This window comes from Spirosoma sp. KCTC 42546 (genome assembly GCF_006965485.1).
GTDB lineage: Bacteria > Bacteroidota > Bacteroidia > Cytophagales > Spirosomataceae > Spirosoma.
The window spans coordinates 1,794,042-1,818,059 of the sequence record NZ_CP041360.1; the positions used below are offsets into that span (position 1 = coordinate 1,794,042).

Sequence of the window (24,018 nt, forward strand, 5' to 3'; positions counted from 1 at the left end):
AAAAGGGTTTAAAATTTTAAATTCAATCCAACCAATACCGTCTTGGCCGCTGGGTAACCGCCGTAGTCGAGTCCCTGACTCAGCGAAGAACTACCGTAGCGATTTACTTCAGGATCGTAGCCTGTGTAGTTTGTCAGGGTAATCCAGTTCTGAGCCGTTACGTAGATCCTGGCCGATGAGATGGCCAGGCGGCTCAACAAATCACGGGGGAGATTATACCCCAGTGAGATATTTTTGAACCGCAGATACGAGCCGTCTTCGACCTGAAAACTGGATAGAATGCGCGATCCACCAGCTCCGTTGGCACGAGGAATCGTAGTGCTTGGGTTGGTAGGCGTCCACCGATCCAGAACCCGTGCCGATTGGTTGTTGCCACCCGTCAGGTTCAGCAGGTCGAAACTGCCATAATTCAGAATCTGGTTGCCCGAGTTACCCTGAACGAAAATGTTCAGATCGAAGCCTTTAAACGAAAACGTATTGTTGAACCCACCAAAGAACTTCGGATTGGCATTGCCGATGATAGCCCGGTCATTGTCGTTGATGGCCCCATCGTTATTCAGGTCTTTATAGCGGATGTCGCCGGGTTTAGCGGTGGTCTTCTGAGCGGATGCGTCTACTTCAGCCTGATTCTGGAAGATCCCATCCATAACCCGACCGTAGAAATTTCCCAGCGGACTACCGACCCGCAGCAGGATTGGGTTGATGCTCGTTGCAAAAATGACCGCGTCGGTACCCGTCGTAAATTCCTGACGGCCATCCAGCGTCAGAATCTTATTCTGGTTGAAGGTGATGTTAAATTCGGATGTCCAGCGGAACCCACCTTTGTCGATGTTGATCGTATTTAAGGATAATTCAAGTCCTTTGTTCTGGACGCTGCCGATGTTTTTGAGCGTTGTCGAAAAGCCCGACGACGTAGGAACGCCTACATTGAACAGCAAATCGGAGGTGGTTTTGATATAATAATCAGCGGTGAACTGGATTCGGTTATTGAGGATTCCAACATCCAGGCCAGCATCGAATTGGGCGTTTTTCTCCCATCGCAGATCTGGATTAGCAATGGATGACGTATAAGCTCCCGAATTGAGCTGACCACCCAGAATATACGACGATGAACTGATGTTGGCCAGGTAGCGATAATTGCCAATTTCCTGATTACCAGATAGTCCATAGCTCAGCCGTAGTTTGGCATCCGAAATGGCAGGCAGGCTTTTTATCCATTTTTCGTTGGCCAGTTTCCAGGCTAGCGCACCAGAGGGAAAGAAGCCAAACTTCTCATTCGGGCCAAAGCGGCTAGACCCATCCCGCCGACCGGTCAACGTGAGCAGAAAGCGATCATCGAAACTATAGTTGATGCGGGCGAGGTACGAAATCAGTCGCCAGTCGCTGGCCGATGAACCCGGCGCTACCAGTGTTGACCCTGCTCCGAGGTTATTGTAGAGCGCAAAATCATTCGTGAACGTATTGGCATTCGCGGTCACGCCTTCGGTGGTCAATCCCTGAATGGTGTATCCCAACAGCGCGTTCAGGCTATGACGCGACGTCAGTTGCCGGGTGTAATTGAGCGTGTTTTCGTTCAGCCAGCCGATGCTTTGTCCCGTCAAAATGGAGGCACCACCGCCCAGACTCGAACCTGCCAGCGACAGCCGGGTGGCATAGTTGTTTGTTTTGGTACTTTGCAGATCGGCCCCGAAACTGGTGCGAATGTTCAACCCCTCTGTAATGGTATAATCGAGATAGGAGTTGGCCAGCAACCGGATCGTGGTGCCGATGTTGGTGATTTCATTCGCTACAGCCAATGGGTTATCGACCCCGTAGCCATTGAGAGCACCCGTGTTTTTATAATAACTACCGTCGGTGTTGTAGACCGGGAAATTAGGCGCATAACTCAGTGCCGAACTGATCACACCACCACCGCCATTACCGTCTACGTCTGTTTTAGCATTATTCCCCGATGTAAACGCTCCCTGAATAGTCAGGCCAGCCTTCAGGCGCGATGTCAGGTTGTTATCCAGGTTAGCCCGAAGCGTGTAGCGTTTGAAATTGGAGTTCAGCACGATTCCCTGCTGGTTGTAATAGCCAAACGAAACGGCGTAACGGGATTTGTCCGTACCACCCGAAGCCGCCAATTGGTGGCTCTGAATGGGCGCTGCCCGTAATACCTGCGACTGCCAGTCAGTACCTTCGCCCAGGGACGAGGGGAGGGGTTGATCGGCCGAACTCCCGTTGAAGTAGGGTTGTGCACCGCCGTTGACGCGGGCTTCATTGACAAAATCGGCAAACTGCTGGGCATTGAGCAGGGGAATTTTCCGACGAACCGTTTGAACCCCATAATAGGCATCGTAACTAATGACCGTTCTACCTGCTTTACCCCGCTTGGTGGTGACCAGTACCACCCCATTCGATCCTCGCGAGCCATAAATAGCCGTGGCAGATGCATCTTTTAACACCTCAATTGACTCGATGTCATCGGTATTAATGGAGTTGAGCCCGGTCGTCGGAAATCCATCGATTACATACAGTGGATCGTTACTGGCATTGACAGAGCCTGATCCCCGAATACGAATGGTTGAACTGCCACCGGGTGCTGCTGAGTTAGATACAACCTGAACACCAGCGGCCCGCCCCTGCATGGCCCGATCCAGGGACGGAATAGGCGTAGCTTTAATATTGGTTTCACCAACTTTGGCAACAGCACCAGTCAGGTCTGATTTTTTGACGGTACCATACCCAACAACGACGACTTCGTTCAAGGATTTGTTATCCGGAAGTAATTGAATGTCCAGGGTTGTTCGATTGCCCACCATTGCCTCCTGGCTGGTATACCCCACAAAGCTGAAAACCAGGGTGGTTCCGGCATTCGGGACACTTAGTTGATAGCGCCCGTCGGTATCCGTATTGGTGCCCCGGATGGCTCCTTTAATTACAACATTGACGCCAGGCAAGCCTTCACCGTTTTCGCCGGTTACGCGCCCACTAACCCGAACATCAGCAATTATTGGCGTAGTTGCTGCTGGATTTAAGGGCTGAATTGTTGACATGCCACCTTCTGCTGATTGGGTTAAACCGGCTTCCGGCTGGCCGTTGCTGCTGGATTGAGCGTTGTCTTTAGCTGGTGTTTTAATGATGTAATAGGCCTGTTCGTTGAGTTTTTTAGCCGTCAGACCGTAGGGTTTCAGCAGGCTTTGCAGTTGTTTCTCTACTTTGCCCGATCGGAGCCGTGCATCTGCCGGAACAGTAATTCCCTGCACAGTTGTTTCTTCGAACAAAATACTGACCTGATGCTGGCGGCTCAAATCGGTAAGTACTTCTTTTAATTTCTGACCCTCTGCCGGGTGTGCCTGAGCCATGCGGGATGCTTTACTTTGTTGGCGAGCCAGCACCACAGATTGCGCCAGTGCCAGTTGCTGGCCCAGTAAACCGAGCAAGACCAGCCCCATTTTGGGTAAACGTAAACGCGACATGTTTAGTAAGGTTGTTTAGGAGTACTTAATTCAATGTGATGGCGGGTCTTCACAATGTTCAGGTTGAGGAGCTCGGACAGGATCTGTAACAGATCATCCGCTTTCTCTGCCTTGAAATTGCCCGCAATACGTCGTTGGGAGAGGAGGGAATCCGTAACGACCACCTTCACCCCGAAGCGTTCCTGAATTTGTTGCGCCACTTCGGCCAGGGATGTATTGTCGAAGTAAAACCAGTGCTCTTTCCAGGCTAAATAGGGCCGGGCGGGTGCGGATTGAGTGAGCTTGTAGCGTCCCGAGTTGGCAACCGTTACCACATTACCGGGCTTCATGTAGAGTTGTTGCCCCTGCGGGAGACCTAACTTGACTTTCCCCTTGTTGAGGAAGACCCGTTTACCCCGTTCCCGAGCGTAAACAACGAATTCGGTTCCCAGTACTTCTATCTGAAAGTTGCCGGGTGTTCGCACAATAAAGCGCTGATTATTGGCCGTATGCGTTACGGTAAACTCACCCTCACCTTCCAGAAACACATCGCGGGTATCGCTCCCAAATCCGAAGCGGGGTACATGCAGGGTGGAGTTGGCATTGAGTACAACCAATGTACCATCGGAGAGTTGAACGGTCGAGGTTTGTCCGTAGGCGGTCTGGTAGGACGTATAAAGTAGTTGTGCACGGAACAGAAACCCACCTAGCAAGCTTACCAGCAGCACAGAAGCCGCAATACGCAAACCCAGCCAGTGTTTTGTCCAGAACGACGGTGTATTTTTTATGATTTTGGGCTGAAGCGTGCGGGGATTCGTATCCTCCAGAACAGGAAGGAAGGCATCCAGCGCTTTGTCGGCGTCTACGGCGAACTGCGGGCGTTGACTTTCCCATTCATCGAGGTATTGATAGTAGGTTTCCTGGTTAGCTTCATCAGCCAGCCAGGCTTCAATGTATTTTCGTTGGATAGCCGTGGCTTTCCCGTCAAAAAAATCAAAGACAATAGTTTTTGTAAGCGACGGTTTCATAGCTGATTGATGATTTGTCGGTTAGACAAGTTGCGTACGCGTTACCTCACATATTACATAGGCAGCGCCAGTTGCCAGCCACAAAACCAGCGTAATAAACCAGTCTGCTTTCAGTTCCTGCCGTAGTTTACCCAGGGCTCTGATGAGCAGTTTCTCAACGCCACTGGTGCTGATTTGCAAGTCCTGGGCTATTTCAGTGTATTTCCTGCCTTCAATTCGGCTGAGTAGAAAAGCGCGCTGGCATTGGGGAGGTAGATTCTGAATAACCGATTCAATTTTCTGATGGAGTTCACTATAGTGCAGCACCTGATCGGGTTGTAGTGATGCGGGCATGGATTGGTTATCGGCCAGGTCTAACGAATCGGACTTGTGGAGTTCCCAGCGCAGGTAATTGTAAGCCCGGTGGCGAACCGCTTTGTACAGATAGGCCCGATATGAGGTAGTAATCTGGTCAAACGTACGATCCTGCCAGAAGACAGTGAACACTTCGGCCACTAAATCTTCGGCTACTTCTTTTGAATAAACAAAGCGAACGGCATGATTGACCAGATTTGTATAATAGCGTCTGAACAATAGTGCGCAGCCTTGCCGGGCGTCCTGTATGAATAGTTGCCTTAACAGTAATTCATCATCCGTCACTTTGGTTACGGGCTCGGGTTGATGGTTTGCTGATGGTCGGGCCGGGTTATCGGTATTGGGTTGCTCGTTAAATAACGGTACTGGCTGCATACAAACGTCCGTTAAGCGGGTAGTACTTAACATAGACAAGTTTGGACTTTAATACCTCACTATAGTTGAACTATTTTTTTGAAAATTATCATAGAGCAGAGGAGTTGGCCCGATTGCCCAAGGAGGGAAAGTTACTAATGAGAATAGCTGGTGAAATACACTTAATTTCGTGCTGCATCCTTAGTTCAATATCAACCTTTATTGTAGTTAATGTGCCATTTTGGTTACAAGTATGATCATTGACTACCTGGTTTAACTTTCTGGCCAATCTGACAGTTTAGCGTAAACGTTCGCGAAACTCAATCCTCTATAGTTTAATGAAGTTATCAAAGGCTTATTTTCCTGTATCCAACAATTCATCTATACCCGAGGGGCGCAAGTTTTATCCTCAGTATTTTATCGCAATTTGTGTTGTTTACCTGATCCTTGCGAGTGCACTTGCCCTTGAGGCCCGGTACGGTATTTTGGATGAAGATTTCCACCTAATAGCTAGTAGGGCCTTTGCTAACGCTGGCGTTAACCTGACAAGCCTATACAAGCATGTACCCCCCACGGGCGTGGCCAGTCATATCTGGTTTGCTTTATGGATGAGGTTATTTCCTGGGATCGATTTTATCGGGCTTAGACTTATTACCTGTGCCACTCTTCTGCTAGTGGCCGGATTTACATACGTGCATATCAAGACGTTGTCTGTCGCTAGGCAGCAAAAGATTCTGGCCGCGAGCTGGTTTATGCTGGTTTGCCCTTATTTTTTCTTAAGTGTTTCTACAATCGAAACCGAAGGACCCTCGCTTATATTTTTGTTTATCGGCTTGCTTCTTCTGTCAATTTCGCGATTTCAACGCCTATTGCCTTTTTTTCTAGGTTGCCTGTTGCTGGGGATCACTACGATTGCCCGCTTTTACTATATTCCTCTCCTGCCTGCCGTATTTGTCGTTTTGGTACTGACCGATTGGGAGTACTATGTACAGTATGGATTGAAAGACGTGCTGGTCAAACGAGGGCTACTGTATACGGCCATAGGGATTAGTCTGCTTCCCTTGGTAGGGTTGATTTTGCTTTGGGGAGGCTTAACGCCCCCCGCTTTCCATCAGTGGTCGAAGTTGCGTTCGGGTGTTAGTTTCAATGCATTGCGCCCTTTTACAGCCTTCGCTTTGACAGGTATATACCTTACGCCAATTGTGTTGGTCAATGCATACTGGCAGTCGAAAGCGCTCATTCGTACGGTACTTATTGGGGTATTGGCCGCGCTGCTCCTAACTTTATGTCGAGTCAATTTCTTTCACGATTCGTCTTCTGTTGATGATGTATTTAGTGGCCCTATTGAGCATGGTTTGGCCTGGATAGAAGCAAGAGGTGAGCTGGTTCTCAAGCTAGCTCTGTTTGTTGTTTACAGTCTGAGTTTTATCAGTCTTGGAATCATTATTGAGCAGATAAGCACGTATATACGCGCAAAGGATTATACAGATAAAGGACTGGTATTCTCAATCGTTTTTGTCCTGTTCTTTATCGTTTCCCAGGCGTTTGTTGGGGGTAACCATCCATTTTTTGAGCGTTATCTTATTCAACCCTGGCCCTTTATTGGGTATATATTAGTACAACTATTCCCTGGGTTTCTGAATGGCCGAACCTACCTGATTCTGATAGCTTATACCATTTTATCTGTGCTAATTTTGGTTAAATAAGTGGTAACCCGAAATCTCAGAGACTATCTGAAACCCCTAACTGCCCTGAAGGGGACTTTGTCTAAGTACAGGCAAAGTCCCCTTCAGGGCAGTTAGGGGTTTTACGGCTAACTAGGAATTGATTTTCAGGTAATTTCTCAGCAAATCACTTATGTTTTTATAGGCAATAAGTTCATTTTTAGTAATAAATATGTATCTAAAAATGATTATTAATGTATTTTTTGATTTATATGGTAACTTGAATTGACAATAGATAAGGAAATGTATTTACTTTTGTGGCACTTTTGGTAAAAAAGCTCTACTAGGTAACTTGACGTTCCTGCTATTTTTATATGCCAGTAAAAAAACTCCCGCTGATTTACGGTGGATTAATTAGTGTAACCCTATTTATACTAGTCTATTTTGTTTTAACTCAGCAAGCAAGAGGAGATGAAGGAGGTGCTTATCTACCTTCCTTCGAACAAGCCTATTCGCTTTGGCCTGCTCTGGATCTGTCTCCTTATTGGTCAATCTCATCGTTTTATTTATGGGTAGTTGCATCGTTGCAGGCAATTATCGGCGATTTTGCCGGAGCTCAGTTTCTACTGCTCGGTCGTATTCTTTCCCTGTTCTGTTGGCTTGGTTTAGTTTTATTCCATTTGCGGTCCACCAGCTATAAAGCCTTAGCTGTTCTGTTTAATCCCTATGTGTTAATCTATAGCGTTCGGGCTCACCCGTTTCTGCCCGGTATTTTACTTTTCTCTATTTTTTGGACACTGACCCGCCAGAATAAGAAAATTGGGCTGTTGTTTTTACCAATTGCCGTTAATTTTCAAGTGTTTATCGGGGGGGCTATTGGCTTGTTTATGCCCAGATTCCCACTTCAGGGAAAAGAAGTTAGCCGCGTTATTATCCTTGGGCTCCTTGCGGTTTCAGGCGTTTTGATTACCTGGCTGACCTGGGGAGGTATGTATCCGCCGAAATTTGTTAATCATGTCTTTTTTAAGGAGTACCATGTTAATGGGAAACCCTCATTTGGCTATTTAGGTACCGTATTGATGCTGGCTGGAAGTACGCTGTGGCTAGTTGGCAATAGAACGATTGCTGATATCAGGGAACACAAAACCTATTCATGTACTGTTATTGCGAGCTTACTTTTAGCGGCTATTGCATTGTATTTTATTGCTGATATTATAGCCATTGCCCGCGAAGCAAGCCAACGGGTATTTGGTGCCTATTATCAGGCTGGCTGGGTCATTAGTTATGTAGTGATTGGCTTTGGCTGGCTACGACTTCACCGAGATCATTACTCATTATTTTTTGGATTACTGGGGGCGGCTGTACTATTAGTGACGCTCCCCTACCTGTACGAGCGTATTTCCGTATTTGCCACTATTGCCCCCTGTTTGGCATGGTGTAGTCTTCAGAAAAACGAAACGCAGCAGGAGGCCCTTATTCTGGTAATGTGTTGCCTGTTCGTTCTCTGTTCAATTGCGTACCAATTGTATGGTTCGCTGTAATTTTCTTGCTACAACGTATGAAACTGTCCATAATCGTACCCGCTTATAACGAGGGTAAGACCATTGAAAAGATACTAACTAAGCTGGTAGATGTACAGTTGCCTGTTGCGGTTAGCAAAGAAATAATTATTGTCAATGACTGTTCGAAGGATAACACAGAAACTGTTGTACAAAATTTTATTCGAGCGCATCCGTCATCCGAAATGCAGTATGTAGCGCATACTGTTAATAAAGGGAAGGGTGCCGCATTACATACCGGAATCCAAGCTGCTACGGGCGACTACCTGATTGTTCAGGATGCTGATCTCGAGTATGATCCTGATGAGTTCAATATCCTGTTGAAACCCGTTCTCGATGGCTTTGCCGATGTTGTTTATGGGTCGAGGTTTATGGGCGGCAATGCACATCGGATCCTGTTCTTCTGGCATACAATCGGTAATAAGTTTCTGACATTTCTCAGTAATATGTTCACGAATCTGAACCTAACGGATATGGAAACGTGCTACAAATTGTTTCGGGCCGATGTAATTAAAGGGATTAGCCTGAACGAGAAAAGGTTTGGCTTTGAGCCAGAAGTAACGGCCAAAATCTCTAAAATTCCTGGAATTCGTATTTATGAAGTAGGCATATCCTATTACGGGAGAACCTATGAGGAGGGAAAGAAAATTAACTGGAAAGATGGATTCCGAGCCATCTATTGCATTGTAAAATATAACCTGTTCAGCTAGGCTGCTGATCGGCCACCAGGTCTCAACACTTGCCTAGTATAGTACTGTATTTTCTATAGGAAGTAAAAATGTTCGCACAAATCGCCGGCAACCGGTTTGTGCTTTTATTGGTCGCGAGTAAATCCTGACCGTTTACTATATTACTATATACCTGGTAGCATTATTTATACTAATAAATAGCTTTATCTTTTATTAAAATCTATTTTTGAGCGCAGACCTACTTTCACTCTCTTAGTATGCGTTTTTATAGACTTGTTGCTCTACTTATTCTTGGCGTCATTTATGTATTAATATTTCTATATAGAGGAAACCTGGCTTTCACGCTTTTTGGCGATGAGGTTCATTTTTGGCCCACTGTTCTTCTATTTAGTAAAGAACCCATTCCATCAGCACATCTGCTCAATAATTACCCTGAGGTGATTGCTCCATTGCCATTTATGATTGCTGGGTGGGTTATCAATGCATTCGGCCATTCTATCCAGTATTTGAGAATCCTGAATTTTGGCCTGAGTTTCGGCATATTGATGCTCTTTCTCAAACTTAGCCCCAATGCGGGCCGTTTCTGGTTAGCGGCTCTAGGCCTGGTTCTGTTCCCGTATTACTATTTTTGTAGTACAATCTTCTACACCGATATAGTAGCACTCACGTTTATCCTGATGGGCTGGGTGTTTTACATAAAGAAGCTGCATTGGGCTAGCTGTTTATTTTTTATAGCCGCTATTAGTTCCCGGCAATATGCTGTTGTATTCCCGGCTATTATTCTCTGTTATGAAATCAGCCCAGCAGTATTTCGTTTTATAAGTTGGCAGGAATCAGTACGTTGGGTTCTGAAGAAGCCTTATCTGATTTATTATGTTATTGCCGGCCTTACGTTAATTGGTTGGGTAATTTTCTGGCACGGGCTTGGGCCTGCTCCTGAAGTGGCTCGGCAAAAATACAATGATACCGTTCACAAACTGACTTATAATCCGGGGTTCGTTCTGTATGCATCGGCCTGCCTTGGCCTTTACTATGTGCTGCCTGAACTGCTACTAACCCGAAAACTGCAATTCTACGCGCTTGAATCGAAGCAACGTCCGTGGTTAATTGGCTGGGTTATGCTAATTGGTCTGATGATTACTTTTTTCCCTGCTCAACAGATGTACGATGGTTTTTTTGTTGTTAAGAACTTAGGTTTTTTTGACCGACATCTGGAGTTAATAGGGATTGTGGGAACAGCTAAACAACTCATTTTTGGTGCTCTGATGCTATTGACGGTTCTACGGTTTGCCAGCCCTAAAAGCGGGCTGGCAGGCTGGATCGTTCTTCTTAATCTAATCTTGATGGGGAAAGCCCATATTGGCTGGGATAAGTACCTATTGCCTACCATTGCAACGCTCTGGTTCATTACCCTGGTTGATAAGCACTGGCCATTGAGCAAAATCAAAAAAGAACAGAGCTTAACCGCTGTTTCAGTATAAAGGAAAGATCACCAGTACTCGTTGTTGATTTTACTGAATTCTATCAATTCTATTGGTCGTGGAGATTCTCCAGGTAGTGGTATCTAAAGAATTCAGTATGGACGTTTATGATTCCGCTGGGCGTAGCGGAGCGTCACTATCAGGTTCAATAAGGGGAATTGCTACTTGAACTGATTGAGGAACGGGAATTGGTCTAGGCAGCTTTGCGTATTGGTTGTATGCAGTTCCCAACGACCAAACCTTTAGCCCAACGCGGGCGAAAATCATACTCTGCTGAATGAAAAACATGATCAGAATGGTTAGCCAGTTGCTCATCAGAATGGCTTCGTCAAGAATAAAGTAAACGCCGAACAGGCCAGTTCCTATCAAAATCAGTACTACGTATAGGCCATAGGTTCGCGCCAGATTACGAAGCACCAATCGGCCAGCTTGCCCAAATGCCCGAAAGGCATTATGCTCATCTTCCCGAAACATTAGCACTTTAGCATAATCGCCAATACAAAGCAGGAGGGTAGCTGTGAGGGCAAACAGGGCAAAAAAAACGGCTCCGATCCAAAACTGCCCCCGTTCGGTCAGGGTATCATTGAAGACAACGCCCACTAAAGACCCTGCCACCAGCCACAGTCCGCCACCGATCACGACAAATAGAAGGGTCACCAAAACTAATCGTAGAAACCGGCCAAAATAATGACTACAGCCTTGCCAGAAGAGGCCAGCATTGAATGGGTTGTTGGGCTGAGAAAAGCGTAGTAAGATACCTCCTGCGAAAAAAACGCTTAGAACTATATACACAAGACCTAGCCATCGACCTACGCTTATCAGGGGAGAAATAACCCGTTGACTGCGGTTCATAAAATCAGAGTAAATAGTATAGTCGAACCCGTTGAGTAAGTTTAGGAACGCTAACGAATTCTGATCTTCTACCGTAAGGGTGTTGTAAAAGGGAAGAGCCGCTAACAAACCCAGTACCAGCGTGATTCCGTAGATCAACCACAGAAGCCGGATTGACCCAAGTGTTTGGCGAAGGGTGGTCGAGAGCGTATTCACGGGGTCTTTGATTTAGGGTTTACGGTTCAAGGTATACAGTTTGGTATTGCAATAGGGAATAGCGAGTTGTTAACCTTGACCGTTAACCCCATTACTTAGTTGACAAAGGGTGTTCGGTTCTTATTTTTTCCTGTAATTTCAGGAAGCCATCGATCAGGGCTTCGGGGCGGGGAGGACAACCAGGTACGTATACATCGACTGGAATAATACGATCTACTCCTTTCACCACATGGTAGCCATGCTGCCAGTAAGGGCCACCGCAGTTGGAGCACGATCCCATCGAAATGACGTAACGGGGCTCCGCCATTTGTTCGTAAAGCCGCCGAATACGATCAGCCATTTTATACGTGACTGTACCGGATACAATCATAATATCCGACTGCCGGGGCGAAGGGCGCGGAAAAATACCGAACCGTTCGAGGTCATAACTGGCGGTCATGGCACCCATCATTTCAATAGCGCAGCAGGCTAATCCAAACGTAAGCGGCCACAGTGATTTCTCCCTCGACCAGTTCAGCAGATCCTCGGAGTGCATGAGCATAACACTGGCTTCGCCTGATTTATCGGTTATTGAGGGAGAGGTCATGTTAATTTTCTTTTTGAGGTAGGCGATTAATGATATCCTGTTGATAGCGCCAACTGAACGGCTGGAGTTGTCGGAACAGGCTCAGGTCGGGATTTCGTTGGTCCAATGGGCGAATAACCCGACGGTTCAGATTGCCAAGAGCTGAGCCTGCTAACAAACCAGCTGCGGCACCACCCGCTGCTGAAAGCGTTAACGTCAAGCCGTAGATAACTGGCCCTCGAACTGGATTCTTTTGTAGTGATTGGTTCGCTACGTAGCCCGTCAGTAGCCCACCGACAATGGCTCCACTGATCAGGGCATTTTTTTTGCTCTTCCGCCGAATCACTACTTTTTGAATATTGGCGAATGGGATTCTACCTGATGACATACTACGCCTTTCATTTCCAAGGTAAAGATACGAATCCGTCACCTCTGCCAATGTTCCGCGGAAGCGATCCCCCGCTTTTGTAACGACTTTAATTTTATATACATCCGCCGTAGGTTGTTGAGCCCATAAGGATGTTGATCGTGAACCACTAATAAGAATTGTTAACCAGCAGCGTAGTAAAAATGGGTTCAGAAGAAGAGTCAACTTTAATACAATCCTGTCACCGCTGATACTTCTCATTTACTTGCCTGTATAAGGCCGTCGGTACCTTTGTCTCTATTGTTGGTACTTTCGGTTGGGGTTTTACCCAATCAAGGTAGCCTTTTGCCCAAACATAGGCAAGCCCTAAAGCTAGAATAATGACAAATAAAGTTACTTCGGTCAGGGCGAACCAGCCCCAAAGTCCATTCGTTGCTTTGACCAGCCGTTCTTGCCCAAACACGGTGGCCCAGGGAAACAGAAAGACCAGTTCAACATCAAACAGGACAAACACTAAAGCAACTACGTAAAATCGGATATTGAACTGCACATTGGCATTGCCAATTGGTTCTTCTCCCGATTCGTACGTACTGTTTTTCTCCACGTTCGGTCTACTGGGTCGTAGTAACCGAGCTACAAAAAGCACGACGGCGATAAACGCGAACGCGGCCAGAATAAACAGCAGAAGAATACCAAAGTCGGAGAGCATAGTTTGACAGTACTGGGAGTGAGGAGTGCGTATTAGAATACTGCCATAGACACAAGGATAGGCGCTAGCCTTCCCACTACATGCTTCTCGCTCCTAATACAAATTTACTTTTTCTTCTTCTTAGGAAACAGGTTATACACCATCGAGACCTGAAGGTTTCGGTTATAATACGATGCCGTTGCTTCGGGCGATACATTGGTGAAACCGTAGATGTATCGGACATTCAAACTGAATTTGTTAAGCATGTCCAGAAAATCGTAGTGGACACCCACTGCCAGACCAAGGTCATTATTGGCACTTGGTCCGCCTGTTTGTCCGGCGTTAAGTGCGTAACTAAATTCAGGACCCACCTGAACCGTCAACCCTTCGGTTGGAATGTACCCCAACATTAAGGGAAGGCTGGCGTAGTAATAGGAAACCCCCGTTGTAGTCCGACTACCATTCGATTGTTCCTGCTGAAAAGTGCCACCCCTAATAGATAGTATAGCTTCTGGCTGAACTACCCAGCGATTATATCGATACCGATATATAAGACCCAAATGGGGTTCCAGGGCGCGGTGGGGGATATTAACGGTACTTCCCGATATGGCTATTTGAGTAAAGGAAGCTCCGATTTTTACACCAAAATGGCCGCCAACAGGCTTGTCACTTTGTGCCAGAGTAACTAAAGGTGAAGCTACTAAAAAGATAAAAAGAAATAATCGGTACATGTACATACGGAGCTGCTGAGAGGAAGTTAACCTTCCGATAACGGTTTTATCCAAAACATCGGGGGTGCGGCCTTCCGACCGCCCGAAACGTCGGACCGTACAAAATTGGTTAAAAAAGTTAAGAAGACCCCCGTTTATCTGTCCGGCAGAATGTCAAAAAATGTTAATTAAGCCGTGGATCAACCGGATAGTGAGCGATTGCTTTGTACTCGCCCCCCATGCGTTTTAAAACACCCCGCCAAAATTCTTTGGTGGGTGTGTCGAAGAGGAAGTCGGCGGTGATACGGCTAATGATCCAGGCTTTCTGAACGAGTTCGGCATCCAGTTGGCCTTCACTCCAGCCCGAATACCCAATAAAAAAGCGAACATCGCGCTCGGTAAGCGTTCCTAGATTAACGGCCCGTTTGATTTGCTCAAAATCGCCACTCCAGTACAAGCCATCGACAACGCGAATCGACCCGTCAATCAGATCGGGGCGACGGTGTATGAAATGCAGCGTATTTTGTTGGACTGGCCCTCCCACAAACAAAGGTAGATCTGGATGAATTTCTTCAATTACATCGCTCAGATGAATATCGGTAAGCTGATTCAGAACCAGACCGAACGTACCAGCCTGACTATGCTCGCAAACCAATACTACACTGCGTTCAAAGTTAGTGTCGCCCATGAACGGTTCGGCAATTAAAAGGTCACCGTTCGTGACGGCTGGCGGGGTCGTATTCATAGCACATCGAGCAATTAATTCAGTTATAGCCAAAACGCTTTTTTCAAATGCTATATTCCTTAAAAACTGTTAAATACACTACTCATAAGCAGGATAATGTTTATACGGCCAAATCATAAATACGGATCCTGACTGAATTAGATTACGCAATTTCCCAAAAGCGGACGTTACTTTTGTAGCGAATGTTGCTTTAGCTATAAGAACCGTAACCAGAATAGGCGGTGGATGGCCCAATCGGCCTGAATAAGAAACTTAATTTTATGCAGAACCAGATTCATGACCGGCGGGGATTTCTTCAAAAAAGTGCGTTGGCTACCTTGACTGCTTTGGTAGGAACCAATGTTGCTTTTGCCGACAAGATACCTGCCCATTACATTCCGCTTGCGCTTGATTATGATCCATTAAAGGGGAAAAGCTCCGAAATGAAAGTGCTAGGCGATAAACCCTGGAATGTAGAAAGCCCGATTCATCTGTTAGACGATGCTGTTACGCCCGTTGACAAGATGTTTATTCGGAATAATGGGCTCATTCCATCAGAGCCCATTAATCCAACAACCTGGACGTTAACCATCAAAGGCGAGTCGGTGAAGGCCGAGAAAACCTATACCCTTGCCGAACTAAAAAAACGTTTTCCTAACCATACCTACCAACTTACGCTGGAGTGTGGGGGCAACGGTCGGTCGGGATTTGAGCCACAAACAACAGGCAATCCCTGGGATCAGGGCGCTGTGAGTTGTGCGGAGTGGACGGGTGTTCGCCTGAAAGATATTCTGGCTGATGTCGGTTTGAAAGACGACGCGGTTTATATTGGCTATTATGGTAAAGATCCGCATCTGAGTCAGGATCCTACCAAAGTGGCTATTTCGCGCGGAGTACCTATCAAAAAAGCGCTTGAAAATGAGACATTAATTGCCTGGGCGGTTAATGGACAGGATATCCCACTGGTGCATGGTTATCCACTGCGGCTGGTTATTGGTGGCTGGCCTGCTTCGGTATCCGGCAAGTGGTTGCATACCATTGCTGTGCGAAATAAAGAACATGATGGTGCCAAAATGGAAGGGCATAGTTACCGAATGCCAATTCGGCCTGTGCAGCCAGGAGAGAAGATTGCAGAAACACCCGAGAATTTCCGGATTATCGAGTCTATGCCCGTTAAGTCATTGATTACGTATCCGAAAATAGGGGCTATGGTAGATGTGAAAAAGCCACTTATGGTGCGGGGACATGCCTGGGCTGGAGACCGATCTGTTGCGGAGGTACATACATCCATTGATTATGGCGCAACCTGGCAAAAAAGCAAATTGCAAGCCGCCAAAAACCGACTGGCCTGGCAGCATTGGTCGGCAGAGGTGCTATTTCCACAAGTGGGTTATTACGAACTATGGGTGCGTGCCACAGATAGCAATGGCGTTACCCAGCCCATGGTTATTCCGCAATGGAATCCCGGCGGTTACCTCAATAATGCCTGCCATCGGATTGCCGTAAAAGCAGTTGTTTAGCGTGAATCTGGGAGGTTCAGTTCTCCCTATAATTGAAAGCCATGCATAGTATAAAAGCTTTAGTATTAATTGGTGCGGTGCTGATTGGTATGACTAGTTTCCATAAGGCAACTACTACCCAACAGCCAATCCCGCAGTCATCACTTGTGGCGGATACTTTGAAAATTGATGCCGAAAGCGGATTGGTCGATGCGCCAAACCTGATGATGATTAAATCGCAGTGTACGGCTTGTCACTCATCGAAACTTATTTTACAGCATCGTTTCACGCGGGCAGGCTGGACAGAGCGTATTCGATGGATGCAGAAATACCACAAACTCTGGGATCTGGGCGAATCGGAGAAAGTGGTTTTAGACTACCTCGAAAAATACTATGGTCCATCGGCCGTGCAGGCAAAAGCCGCTTATCGACGTGCCCCGCTGAAGGCTGTTCAATGGTATAAGTTAAACTGACCGGGGTTTCTGTTTGCTGCTACTTCATAAAGGTCAACCCTATTTTTTTGCCGGAAATCCGTTCAAGCATGGGTCGGAGAATCTGGTTGGCGTTCTGGCGAGTTTGGTCCAGAATACCACCATCCAGTGCCGACTGCCTAACCTGCCGTTCGGCTTTCCGGTAGGCATCGCTAACCAACTGCGATTGATCCAGAAACGAAAAATGCGTATCGTATACCCGCGACCGGTCATGGTTGATTTTCCAGGTACATAGTTCGGGTTTGGGCAGTTGAACGGTCACGGAATCATCTTCTGTTGTGATGTTGGCCATCGTGATTTTAGTTAGGTCGATACAGCCAGTAGCTTCACCTTCTACAATCAAGATGGCATTGGCATTTGGCAGAAAGGTATTTACCTGTTCGTGCTCAACAATATCTTTAAAGGTGTATTTCACCAGCTCCAGTTTCCCCAGGGCGGTAATTTCTTTCAGAACGATACGCTGGGTGGTAGTATCTCCCCGTCGGAAGCGACTAAGGAGACTAGTGCCTCGGATCTGCTCCCAAATGGCAATTAGCCCTGCAATCAGTACTGCAATGAGAAACAGGCGGAACAGCGCGTTTATGAGTCGGGTCATGGTATGTTAAATATGTCTAATAACTACATTGCTGAGTAATCTGTGGTAGTTAATCGGTAAATTTGTTGAAATAGCTGCTCTAGTCCACACGTATACAACGCGAAAGCAGATTTACACTTGTCTATTCCAGAATAATCTAACCAGTAAAATGAAGAAAACTTTTAGCCTTGCACTTGCCGTACTCTTGACCGCGACTTGCCTGCATGTACAAGCTCAAACCGTAAAAATAGGCCATACGCGGATTGATTATATTCTGGCTCAAACCGACGAAAATAAGGTAATTACGAATTTGTTGACTGTTCAGCAGAAACAGTCGGAGACTGAGCTGAAGCGATTACAACAGGAGTTTCAGGAAAAATATACGGCCTATCAAAAAGGAGTAGCACAAATGTCCGATCTTATTCGGAAAGACCGTGAAACGGAATTACAGGGATTACAGGCTCGCATTCAGGAATTTAGCCGATCTGCTGACGAAGCTTTACAAAGTAAATACCGGCAATTAGTTAGCCCAACCCTAACTAAAATTCAACAGGCAATTGATAGTGTGGCTAAAGAAAACGGGTATACACATATTTTAAATACTGGCAACTCCAGAGACATCCTATATGCACCAGAGGAAACGAATATTACGGACCTGGTATTGAAAAAGTTGGGGATAACACCTGGGCAAGAGGAAAGTCCGGCAAAACCGGCTACGAGTACCCCTAAAGCAACTGCACCCGCTAAAAAAGCCGCGCCTAAAAAGAAATGATGGATTCACTAGCTGTTATACTGAATTGATGACGGCCGTATAGTTTAGTCAGCATTTTCTTTTCAACAAGAAGCCCCTAATTCAGTACTGAATTAGGGGCTTCTTGTTGAAAAGAAAATGCTGACTAATAGGAATGCTTTTGTTCGTCGATAGACTGTTTTTCCAGGTCAAATAGATCGTTCAAAACGTCGATCAGCGTTTCGGCTTCACCACGTTTGCAGGCTGCTTTAAGTTGGAGTACGGGCAGTTTAATGATTTTCTGCATAATACCCCGTGTGATTTTGTCTACTTTTTCCGACTCGTCCGGGGTCAAATGTTTTAGATGCCGGGCAATTTCGTCACGACGAATCTGCTCAAGGGCATTTTTTAGCTTGTTGATCGTTGGCGATACAACCATCTCCTTGGACCAATCGCCAAATTCGGCCACCGCCTGCGTAACTATGGCTTCAACTTGCGGAATAGCTGCTAATCGCTGATTTAAAGCTTCATCGGCACGATTGCGGATATGGTCGATATTATAAACCAGCACACCCGGAATCTGCTCAACGGCTGTATCTACGCTACGGGGAACAGATAAGTCAATGAAGTATTTGAATGTCAGTACATTAACATCCTGAAGTAATTCAGGCGTAATGAGCGGATCATCCCGCATAACAGACGAGATAATAACATCTGCCCGGCGAATTTCGTCGGTTAAATTAGCAAAATCAGCTACCCGAAAACCGAATTGTTCGGCTAAGATTTCGGCCTTTGTCTGGGTACGGTTACAAAGGGTGATGTTCGTTAGCTTACGGGACTCGAGGTTCTTACAAACATCAGTGCCAATTTCGCCAAGGCCAATGACCAGCACATTTGGATTCTGATGTTCGCCGACTAACTCATCAATCAGTTCCACGGCAGCGTAAGAAACGGAAGCCGCTCCATCGCGGAAGGGCGTTTCCTGGGCAACCCGCTTGTTGGTGAAGAAGATCGTGTGCATCAACCGGTGCAGAAATGGCCCCGCCATTTCCAGATCGGCCGACCATTGGTACGACTGCTTCACCTGATTGGGAATCTGCATGTCGCCCACCACCTGCGAATGTAAGCCAACGCATACTTCGAACAGGTGCCGAACGGCCTGGTCATTTGACTCAAAAAACTGAAAATAAGGCAAATAATTAGCCGTATCTGTCAGCCCTTTTTCAATGAGTAATAAGCGCGCAATATCACTGTTAAGGTCCTGCTCAGCCGCGTAATATACTTCCGTGCGATTACAGGTTGAGATAACAAGCAAATCAGACAGCCCAAAAAAATCCCGCAACCGAATCATCAGTCGCTTGGCTTCGTCTTCGTTTAGTGCAATTAGTTCCCGCACCTGGAGAGGTGCCATTTTGTGAGATAAACTAATTGCTTTGAAGGTATCTAACATGGTACTAAATCACCTTTACTGGCTTCTAGCCTTTACAAAATTACGGCATTATTATCGGATAAAAACAAGCACGACGCAAGTGGTCTGTTATTTAGAATCCATCCAAATAAATGTCTTGGTTCTGTGTTCAATCCTATTCAAACTTGTAACATTAGTGGCTTCCCAGACGTTCAGATTTAGACATTTAAACGAAATTTAGCGTTTATACGACATGTATACCTATTGGCTAAGGTAATCGGGCCGACAATGTGTTTAGCTTTGCGATACCGCTTAATTTTTAGTTGCATAATGTTGCTTTTGAAAGAAACAGTTGTTTTGACAATTGCAGCCAGCAAGACCACATGCTGAAATCATTCGATATTTATAATCAGAATAATATTCTGAAAATTGTTGTAGCCCTGAACTTTCTGTTAGTTGGAACAGGGTCGCTGCTCTATACAGAACGGCTCATCAATAAACTGGAGAACCGAGAGGAACAGTATGTGCAGCTCTATGCCAAAAGTATAGGTTATTTGTTTGGCTCAAGTCACCCGGATGCCGGCGACCTGACATTTGTAACCGACCAAATCATTCAGGCCAATACGACAATACCCGCTATTTATGTTGACCCCAGCGGGGCATTTGCGGCTCACAAAAATATTGATGATATGCCCGCTGGGCTGACGCCCGAAGAAACTCAGAAGTTCTTAAAGCAAAAGACTGCCGAAATGCGTAAAAAGCATGGACCGCTGGTTGTGGATTTGGGCAATAACGAACAGGGCCTGGTTTATTATACCAACTCAAGCCTGCTGCGGCAAATAGCCTATTTCCCCTATGCACTTCTAGCCATTCTGACCGCTTTGGGCGTGCTGGCTTATTTATCGTTTAGTTCATCGCGTCGGGCAGAGCAGAATCGAGTGTGGGTTGGATTAGCGAAAGAAACAGCCCACCAGTTAGGCACGCCTATGTCGTCGTTGATGGCCTGGGTCGAATATATGCGCTCTGACCCTGAGCAATATGATGGATCGATTACCGACGAAATTGAAAAAGACGTTCAACGGTTGGAAACAATTACGGCCCGTTTTTCGAGTATTGGTTCTGTGCCGACCTTGAAAGAGGAAAATCTGAATGAGGTGGTTGAGCAGTTCACCAATTATCTGGCAAAGCGGATTTCCACAAAAGTAAAAATGACACTGGCCAGCCAGTTGCCTGCCAATCAGCAGGTGAAAATCAATAAATTGCTTTTTGAGTGGGTTATCGAAAATATTTGTAAAAATGCGGTTGATGCCATGAAAGGCGTGGGCGAGCTACGGTTGACTATTGTGCCATTGCCGCACAAAGGGGTAGCTATCGACATTACCGATACGGGTAAAGGCATCTCTAAGGCCAATATGCAAAAAGTATTTTCGCCGGGATTTAGTACCAAAAAGCGCGGTTGGGGATTGGGACTAACACTCGCCAAGCGTATTGTGGAAGAATACCACAATGGACGACTATTTGTTAAAAGCTCAGAGGTCGGTAAAGGAACTACCTTTCGGATTGTCTTAAATGAAAATTGACCACATATGTGGTCAATTTAAGTAGGGTAGAGTTATGGTATCGGTTTCAACTACATTGCTGGCGTTAAAGTCACGATCCCGAATTCGAATCTGAAACTTAGTCGGGTAAAATACATTTGTTGTACCGTACGTAAAAAGTTGATTAAAATCCAACGACCCCTCAATCGCTCCTTTAGGTTTTCCTTTGGTCAGTTCAGGGAAAAACAAGGTTTTATAGATAGGCTGTGGGTACTCTACATATTGCTTATTAACGAGTCGAAGCGCTTTGATTTCATAATTTCCCCAGCCACCGTTGGCCGAGTAACTGGAAATCGTCGTTTCGGATGGATTGTCGATACCGAGATTACCATCACCATCTTTGAAGCCAATGGTAATCACAACAGAATCTCGTTTCGACTGACCGACCCCTTTGCCCGCTGCGATCTGGTATTTAAACATCCCTTTAAACTCAATGGATGGAGTGTTTGAGTAATTTGGTTCGTTGAAGCAGGCCGTTAAAGTCAGGGCAATGCCTACTACGAATAAATACGGTTGAATTTGTTGCCGTCGCATACTGTTGTACTCGTTGTGCAATAAACGCTTTAGTTATTTTGTCTTTTTCATTAACACTCACACCCGAAGCTGCTTTACTTCGGAACTCACTCCGGCAGCAGATTCTGGAACTTAGTTCGAACTTGCCGGACCGTCCTGCATTCGAATCGCTGGCACTAGCTGTTTTTCAGTATCAGGCGGTTTTTAACCCCTTGTACAAAGCCTACCTGCATCACCTGAATTGCCAGCCTGAACAAATTAGGAACCTGCGTCAGGTGCCGTTTATGCCGATTGGTTTTTTTAAAAAACATCCGGTGTTAAGCGGCATTGACACAACCTGTAACCCAGAGAGTACCGATACGCTGACCTTTGCCAGTAGCGGCACTACTGGTGAACAGACTAGCCGTCATTTTGTGCCAGATTTAGCCCTTTATAATACCATTAGCACCCAAATTTTTGAGCAGACATATGGCCCGCTCAACAACTTTCATATTCTGGCGCTGCTACCGTCTTATCTTGAACGAAATAACTCCTCGCTCGTGTATATGGTTCAGCAATTTATGGCTCAGAGTGAAAGCTTCCGGAGTAATCACTCGCAAATGAACGGGGCTGATGAACCCACATCCGGTTTTTTTCTGCACAACCATGCCGAGTTGACAGAACGACTGCGAAAACTAGCCCAACAGCCCGATCAGAAAAAGATTTTGCTCATTGGCGTTACGTTTGGCTTGCTGGATTGGGCCGAGTCGGAGCCGGATTTGTCCTTTCTGGGAACGTTGCCGAATCTTATCGTTATGGAAACGGGTGGTATGAAAGGTCGACGCAAAGAACTACTTCGCGAAGAGGTTCATGAAATTCTAACCAAACGGCTGGGGGTGCAAGCCATTCATTCTGAGTACGGTATGACCGAATTGCTATCTCAGGCGTATTCAAAGGGTGATGGACTATTCCAGCCAAGCGCAACGTTACGTGTTTTCCTTCGTGACATTAACGACCCATTTTCACTTTATCCAGAGATAACTAATCGCCTTGGGTCTCGACAGACGGGCGGAATGAACATAGTCGATTTAGCCAATCTGGACTCGTGTTCGTTCATTGAAACCCAGGATTTAGGCCAGTATGTTAGTTTGGAAGGTGAAGCCACCCCGTCTGGCAATTTCCGGGTCATTGGCCGATTCGATAATTCCGATGTAAGAGGCTGTAATTTAATGATTGAATGAGAGAGTAGTAGAATGAGTGAATAGTCAACAAGTACCCTATTCACTCATTCTACTACTCTCTCATTCAATCATTAGACAGCTATGCATAGGCCTTCACGTCTTCCAGCGTAATTTCGTCGCCACACATAATGACCAGACGCTCGATGACGTTCCGTAGCTCCCGAACATTTCCTGTCCAGGGAAGCGACTGCAAGTAATTCATCGCGTCGGGTAAGAGGTCTTTTGCAGGAGCTCCATATTCGGTTGCGATGTCATGCAGAAACTTATCGGCCAGGAGTGGTATATCAACGCGCCGTTCGGCAAGGGGTGGTACATGAATCATAATGACACTCAGGCGGTGAAATAAGTCTTCACGGAAGTTTCCGTTTACAATTTCCTGCCGAAGGTCTTTATTGGTAGCCGCAATTACCCGTACGTTGACTTTAATTTCTTTATCGCCCCCAACGCGGGTAATCTTGCTCTCCTGTAATGCACGCAGCACTTTCGCCTGTGCCGACAAGCTCATGTCGCCAATTTCGTCGAGGAATAGCGTACCACCGTCAGCTTGTTCAAACTTACCTACCCGGCGTGCAGCTGCTCCCGTAAATGAGCCTTTCTCGTGTCCAAACAGTTCACTCTCAATTAGTTCGCTTGGAATAGCGGCACAGTTTACTTCAACTAATGGCTGGTTTGCCCGGCTACCTTTCTCATGAATTTGCTTGGCCACCATTTCTTTCCCTGACCCGTTGGCTCCGGTTACCAGTACCCTGGCTTCAGTAGCGGCTACGCGGTTAATCGTATCTTTAACTTTCTTGATCGGTTCCGATTCGCCAACGATTTCGTTCAGTTTGTAGATGCGCTTTTTCAGCGTTTTGGTTTCCTGAACTAATTTGGCTCGCTCAATGGCGTTGCGAACGGTAATGAGTAGGCGGTTGAGATCGGGTGGTTTGGTGATGAAATCAAAGGCTCCGCGTTTAGTTGCTTCAACGGCATTCTCAACATTACCAAAGGCCGAAATCATGACAACCTGGGTGCTTTTTTCCGCTTCGCTAACTTTCGCAAGCACCTCCAGGCCATTCATTTTGGGCATCTTTATATCGCACAAGGCGACATCATAGCTTGCCTTTAGAATCATGTCCAGCCCTTCTTCGCCGTCTTTCGCTTCGTCAACATCGTAGCCTTCATATTCTAAAATATCGCGTAGAGCCGCCCGAATTTTTTGTTCGTCGTCCACGATAATCAGTTTGGCCATACAAAAGGGATAAATTTAAACATCTGGATGTAAGTACTGGCCCGAAAATAGGGGATTTTACATCGGCATTCGTTATATCGACGC

The 24,018-nt window shown here is 46.2% G+C and carries 22 protein-coding genes; 9 read left to right on the top strand and 13 right to left on the bottom strand.

All coding sequences use genetic code 11. The annotated features are described in order from the left end of the window. Window positions 1–8 precede the first annotated feature (8 nt). The 3 genes from EXU85_RS07250 to EXU85_RS07260 are packed head-to-tail and all read right to left on the bottom strand — an operon-like array spanning window position 9 to window position 5,197. Window positions 9–3,461, bottom strand: a complete 3,453-nt coding sequence (locus EXU85_RS07250; RefSeq protein WP_246859452.1) for a TonB-dependent receptor — start codon at window positions 3,459–3,461, stop codon at window positions 9–11. A gap of 2 nt (window positions 3,462–3,463) precedes the next feature. Next, entirely contained in the window at window positions 3,464–4,468 is a 1,005-nt protein-coding gene (locus tag EXU85_RS07255; protein ID WP_142771441.1) for a FecR domain-containing protein, read from the bottom strand. Window positions 4,469–4,489: 21 nt separating this feature from the next. Further along, on the bottom strand, window positions 4,490–5,197 hold the full coding sequence (locus EXU85_RS07260) for an RNA polymerase sigma-70 factor (protein WP_142771442.1): 708 nt from the start codon (window positions 5,195–5,197) through the stop codon (window positions 4,490–4,492). A 317-nt stretch (window positions 5,198–5,514) separates the two neighbouring features. Here EXU85_RS07260 and EXU85_RS07265 point away from each other — a divergent pair, with 317 nt between their 5' ends. The 4 genes from EXU85_RS07265 (at window position 5,515) to EXU85_RS07280 (ending at window position 10,569) form a co-directional block, all read left to right on the top strand. After that, window positions 5,515–6,882 carry a hypothetical protein gene (locus EXU85_RS07265; protein ID WP_142771443.1) on the top strand — a complete coding sequence of 456 codons (1,368 nt, stop codon included), beginning with the start codon at window positions 5,515–5,517 and terminating at the stop codon, window positions 6,880–6,882. Window positions 6,883–7,214: 332 nt separating this feature from the next. Beyond that, complete coding sequence (locus tag EXU85_RS07270) at window positions 7,215–8,381, top strand: hypothetical protein (protein WP_142771444.1); 1,167 nt, start codon at window positions 7,215–7,217, stop codon at window positions 8,379–8,381. Window positions 8,382–8,398: 17 nt separating this feature from the next. After that, the gene (locus EXU85_RS07275; RefSeq protein ID WP_142771445.1) at window positions 8,399–9,109 is read left to right on the top strand and encodes a glycosyltransferase family 2 protein; all 711 of its coding nucleotides are present in this window, start codon (window positions 8,399–8,401) and stop codon (window positions 9,107–9,109) included. 236 nt (window positions 9,110–9,345) lie between these two features. Continuing rightward, window positions 9,346–10,569 (top strand): hypothetical protein, encoded by a 1,224-nt coding sequence (locus EXU85_RS07280; protein WP_142771446.1) that lies wholly within the window; start codon window positions 9,346–9,348, stop codon window positions 10,567–10,569. A gap of 105 nt (window positions 10,570–10,674) precedes the next feature. Here the strand turns inward: EXU85_RS07280 and EXU85_RS07285 are convergent, their stop codons facing one another. The 6 genes from EXU85_RS07285 to EXU85_RS07310 form a co-directional block, all read right to left on the bottom strand. Then, window positions 10,675–11,616 (bottom strand): hypothetical protein, encoded by a 942-nt coding sequence (locus EXU85_RS07285; protein WP_142771447.1) that lies wholly within the window; start codon window positions 11,614–11,616, stop codon window positions 10,675–10,677. Between the two features lie 91 nt (window positions 11,617–11,707). Then, entirely contained in the window at window positions 11,708–12,202 is a 495-nt protein-coding gene (locus EXU85_RS07290; protein WP_142771448.1) for an NADH-quinone oxidoreductase subunit B, read from the bottom strand. Between the two features lies 1 nt (window position 12,203). Beyond that, complete coding sequence (locus EXU85_RS07295; RefSeq protein ID WP_246859453.1) at window positions 12,204–12,569, bottom strand: hypothetical protein; 366 nt, start codon at window positions 12,567–12,569, stop codon at window positions 12,204–12,206. Window positions 12,570–12,789: 220 nt separating this feature from the next. Then, entirely contained in the window at window positions 12,790–13,257 is a 468-nt protein-coding gene (locus EXU85_RS07300; protein WP_142771449.1) for an NADH-quinone oxidoreductase subunit A, read from the bottom strand. Window positions 13,258–13,361: 104 nt separating this feature from the next. Further along, complete coding sequence (locus EXU85_RS07305) at window positions 13,362–13,967, bottom strand: porin family protein (protein WP_246859454.1); 606 nt, start codon at window positions 13,965–13,967, stop codon at window positions 13,362–13,364. 163 nt (window positions 13,968–14,130) lie between these two features. Further along, the gene (locus EXU85_RS07310) at window positions 14,131–14,691 is read right to left on the bottom strand and encodes a YqgE/AlgH family protein (protein WP_142771451.1); all 561 of its coding nucleotides are present in this window, start codon (window positions 14,689–14,691) and stop codon (window positions 14,131–14,133) included. Between the two features lie 260 nt (window positions 14,692–14,951). On the opposite strand from EXU85_RS07310, the gene EXU85_RS07315 reads away from it, so the two are divergent. Next, window positions 14,952–16,190 carry a sulfite oxidase gene (locus EXU85_RS07315; RefSeq protein WP_142771452.1) on the top strand — a complete coding sequence of 413 codons (1,239 nt, stop codon included), beginning with the start codon at window positions 14,952–14,954 and terminating at the stop codon, window positions 16,188–16,190. Window positions 16,191–16,231: 41 nt separating this feature from the next. Then, window positions 16,232–16,642, top strand: a complete 411-nt coding sequence (locus tag EXU85_RS07320) for a hypothetical protein (RefSeq protein ID WP_142771453.1) — start codon at window positions 16,232–16,234, stop codon at window positions 16,640–16,642. 19 nt (window positions 16,643–16,661) lie between these two features. On the opposite strand, the gene EXU85_RS07325 is transcribed toward EXU85_RS07320, so the two are convergent. Beyond that, window positions 16,662–17,255 (bottom strand): DUF4230 domain-containing protein, encoded by a 594-nt coding sequence (locus tag EXU85_RS07325; RefSeq protein WP_142771454.1) that lies wholly within the window; start codon window positions 17,253–17,255, stop codon window positions 16,662–16,664. A gap of 148 nt (window positions 17,256–17,403) precedes the next feature. Here EXU85_RS07325 and EXU85_RS07330 point away from each other — a divergent pair, with 148 nt between their 5' ends. Next, the gene (locus EXU85_RS07330) at window positions 17,404–18,006 is read left to right on the top strand and encodes an OmpH family outer membrane protein (RefSeq protein WP_142771455.1); all 603 of its coding nucleotides are present in this window, start codon (window positions 17,404–17,406) and stop codon (window positions 18,004–18,006) included. 124 nt (window positions 18,007–18,130) lie between these two features. Here the strand turns inward: EXU85_RS07330 and hemA are convergent, their stop codons facing one another. Beyond that, a complete protein-coding gene (gene hemA, locus EXU85_RS07335) occupies window positions 18,131–19,414 on the bottom strand; it encodes a glutamyl-tRNA reductase (RefSeq protein ID WP_142771456.1) in 1,284 nt (427 codons plus the stop codon). 341 nt (window positions 19,415–19,755) lie between these two features. Between hemA and EXU85_RS07340 the strand changes: the two genes are divergently transcribed. Beyond that, window positions 19,756–20,952, top strand: a complete 1,197-nt coding sequence (locus EXU85_RS07340) for a PAS domain-containing sensor histidine kinase (protein ID WP_142771457.1) — start codon at window positions 19,756–19,758, stop codon at window positions 20,950–20,952. Between the two features lie 12 nt (window positions 20,953–20,964). Here EXU85_RS07340 and EXU85_RS07345 read toward each other — a convergent pair whose 3' ends face one another. Then, a complete protein-coding gene (locus EXU85_RS07345; RefSeq protein WP_142771458.1) occupies window positions 20,965–21,504 on the bottom strand; it encodes a hypothetical protein in 540 nt (179 codons plus the stop codon). A gap of 38 nt (window positions 21,505–21,542) precedes the next feature. Between EXU85_RS07345 and EXU85_RS07350 the strand changes: the two genes are divergently transcribed. After that, a complete protein-coding gene (locus EXU85_RS07350; protein WP_142771459.1) occupies window positions 21,543–22,703 on the top strand; it encodes an acyl transferase in 1,161 nt (386 codons plus the stop codon). Between the two features lie 79 nt (window positions 22,704–22,782). Here EXU85_RS07350 and EXU85_RS07355 read toward each other — a convergent pair whose 3' ends face one another. Continuing rightward, the gene (locus EXU85_RS07355; protein ID WP_142771460.1) at window positions 22,783–23,934 is read right to left on the bottom strand and encodes a sigma-54 dependent transcriptional regulator; all 1,152 of its coding nucleotides are present in this window, start codon (window positions 23,932–23,934) and stop codon (window positions 22,783–22,785) included. Window positions 23,935–24,018 lie beyond the last annotated feature (84 nt).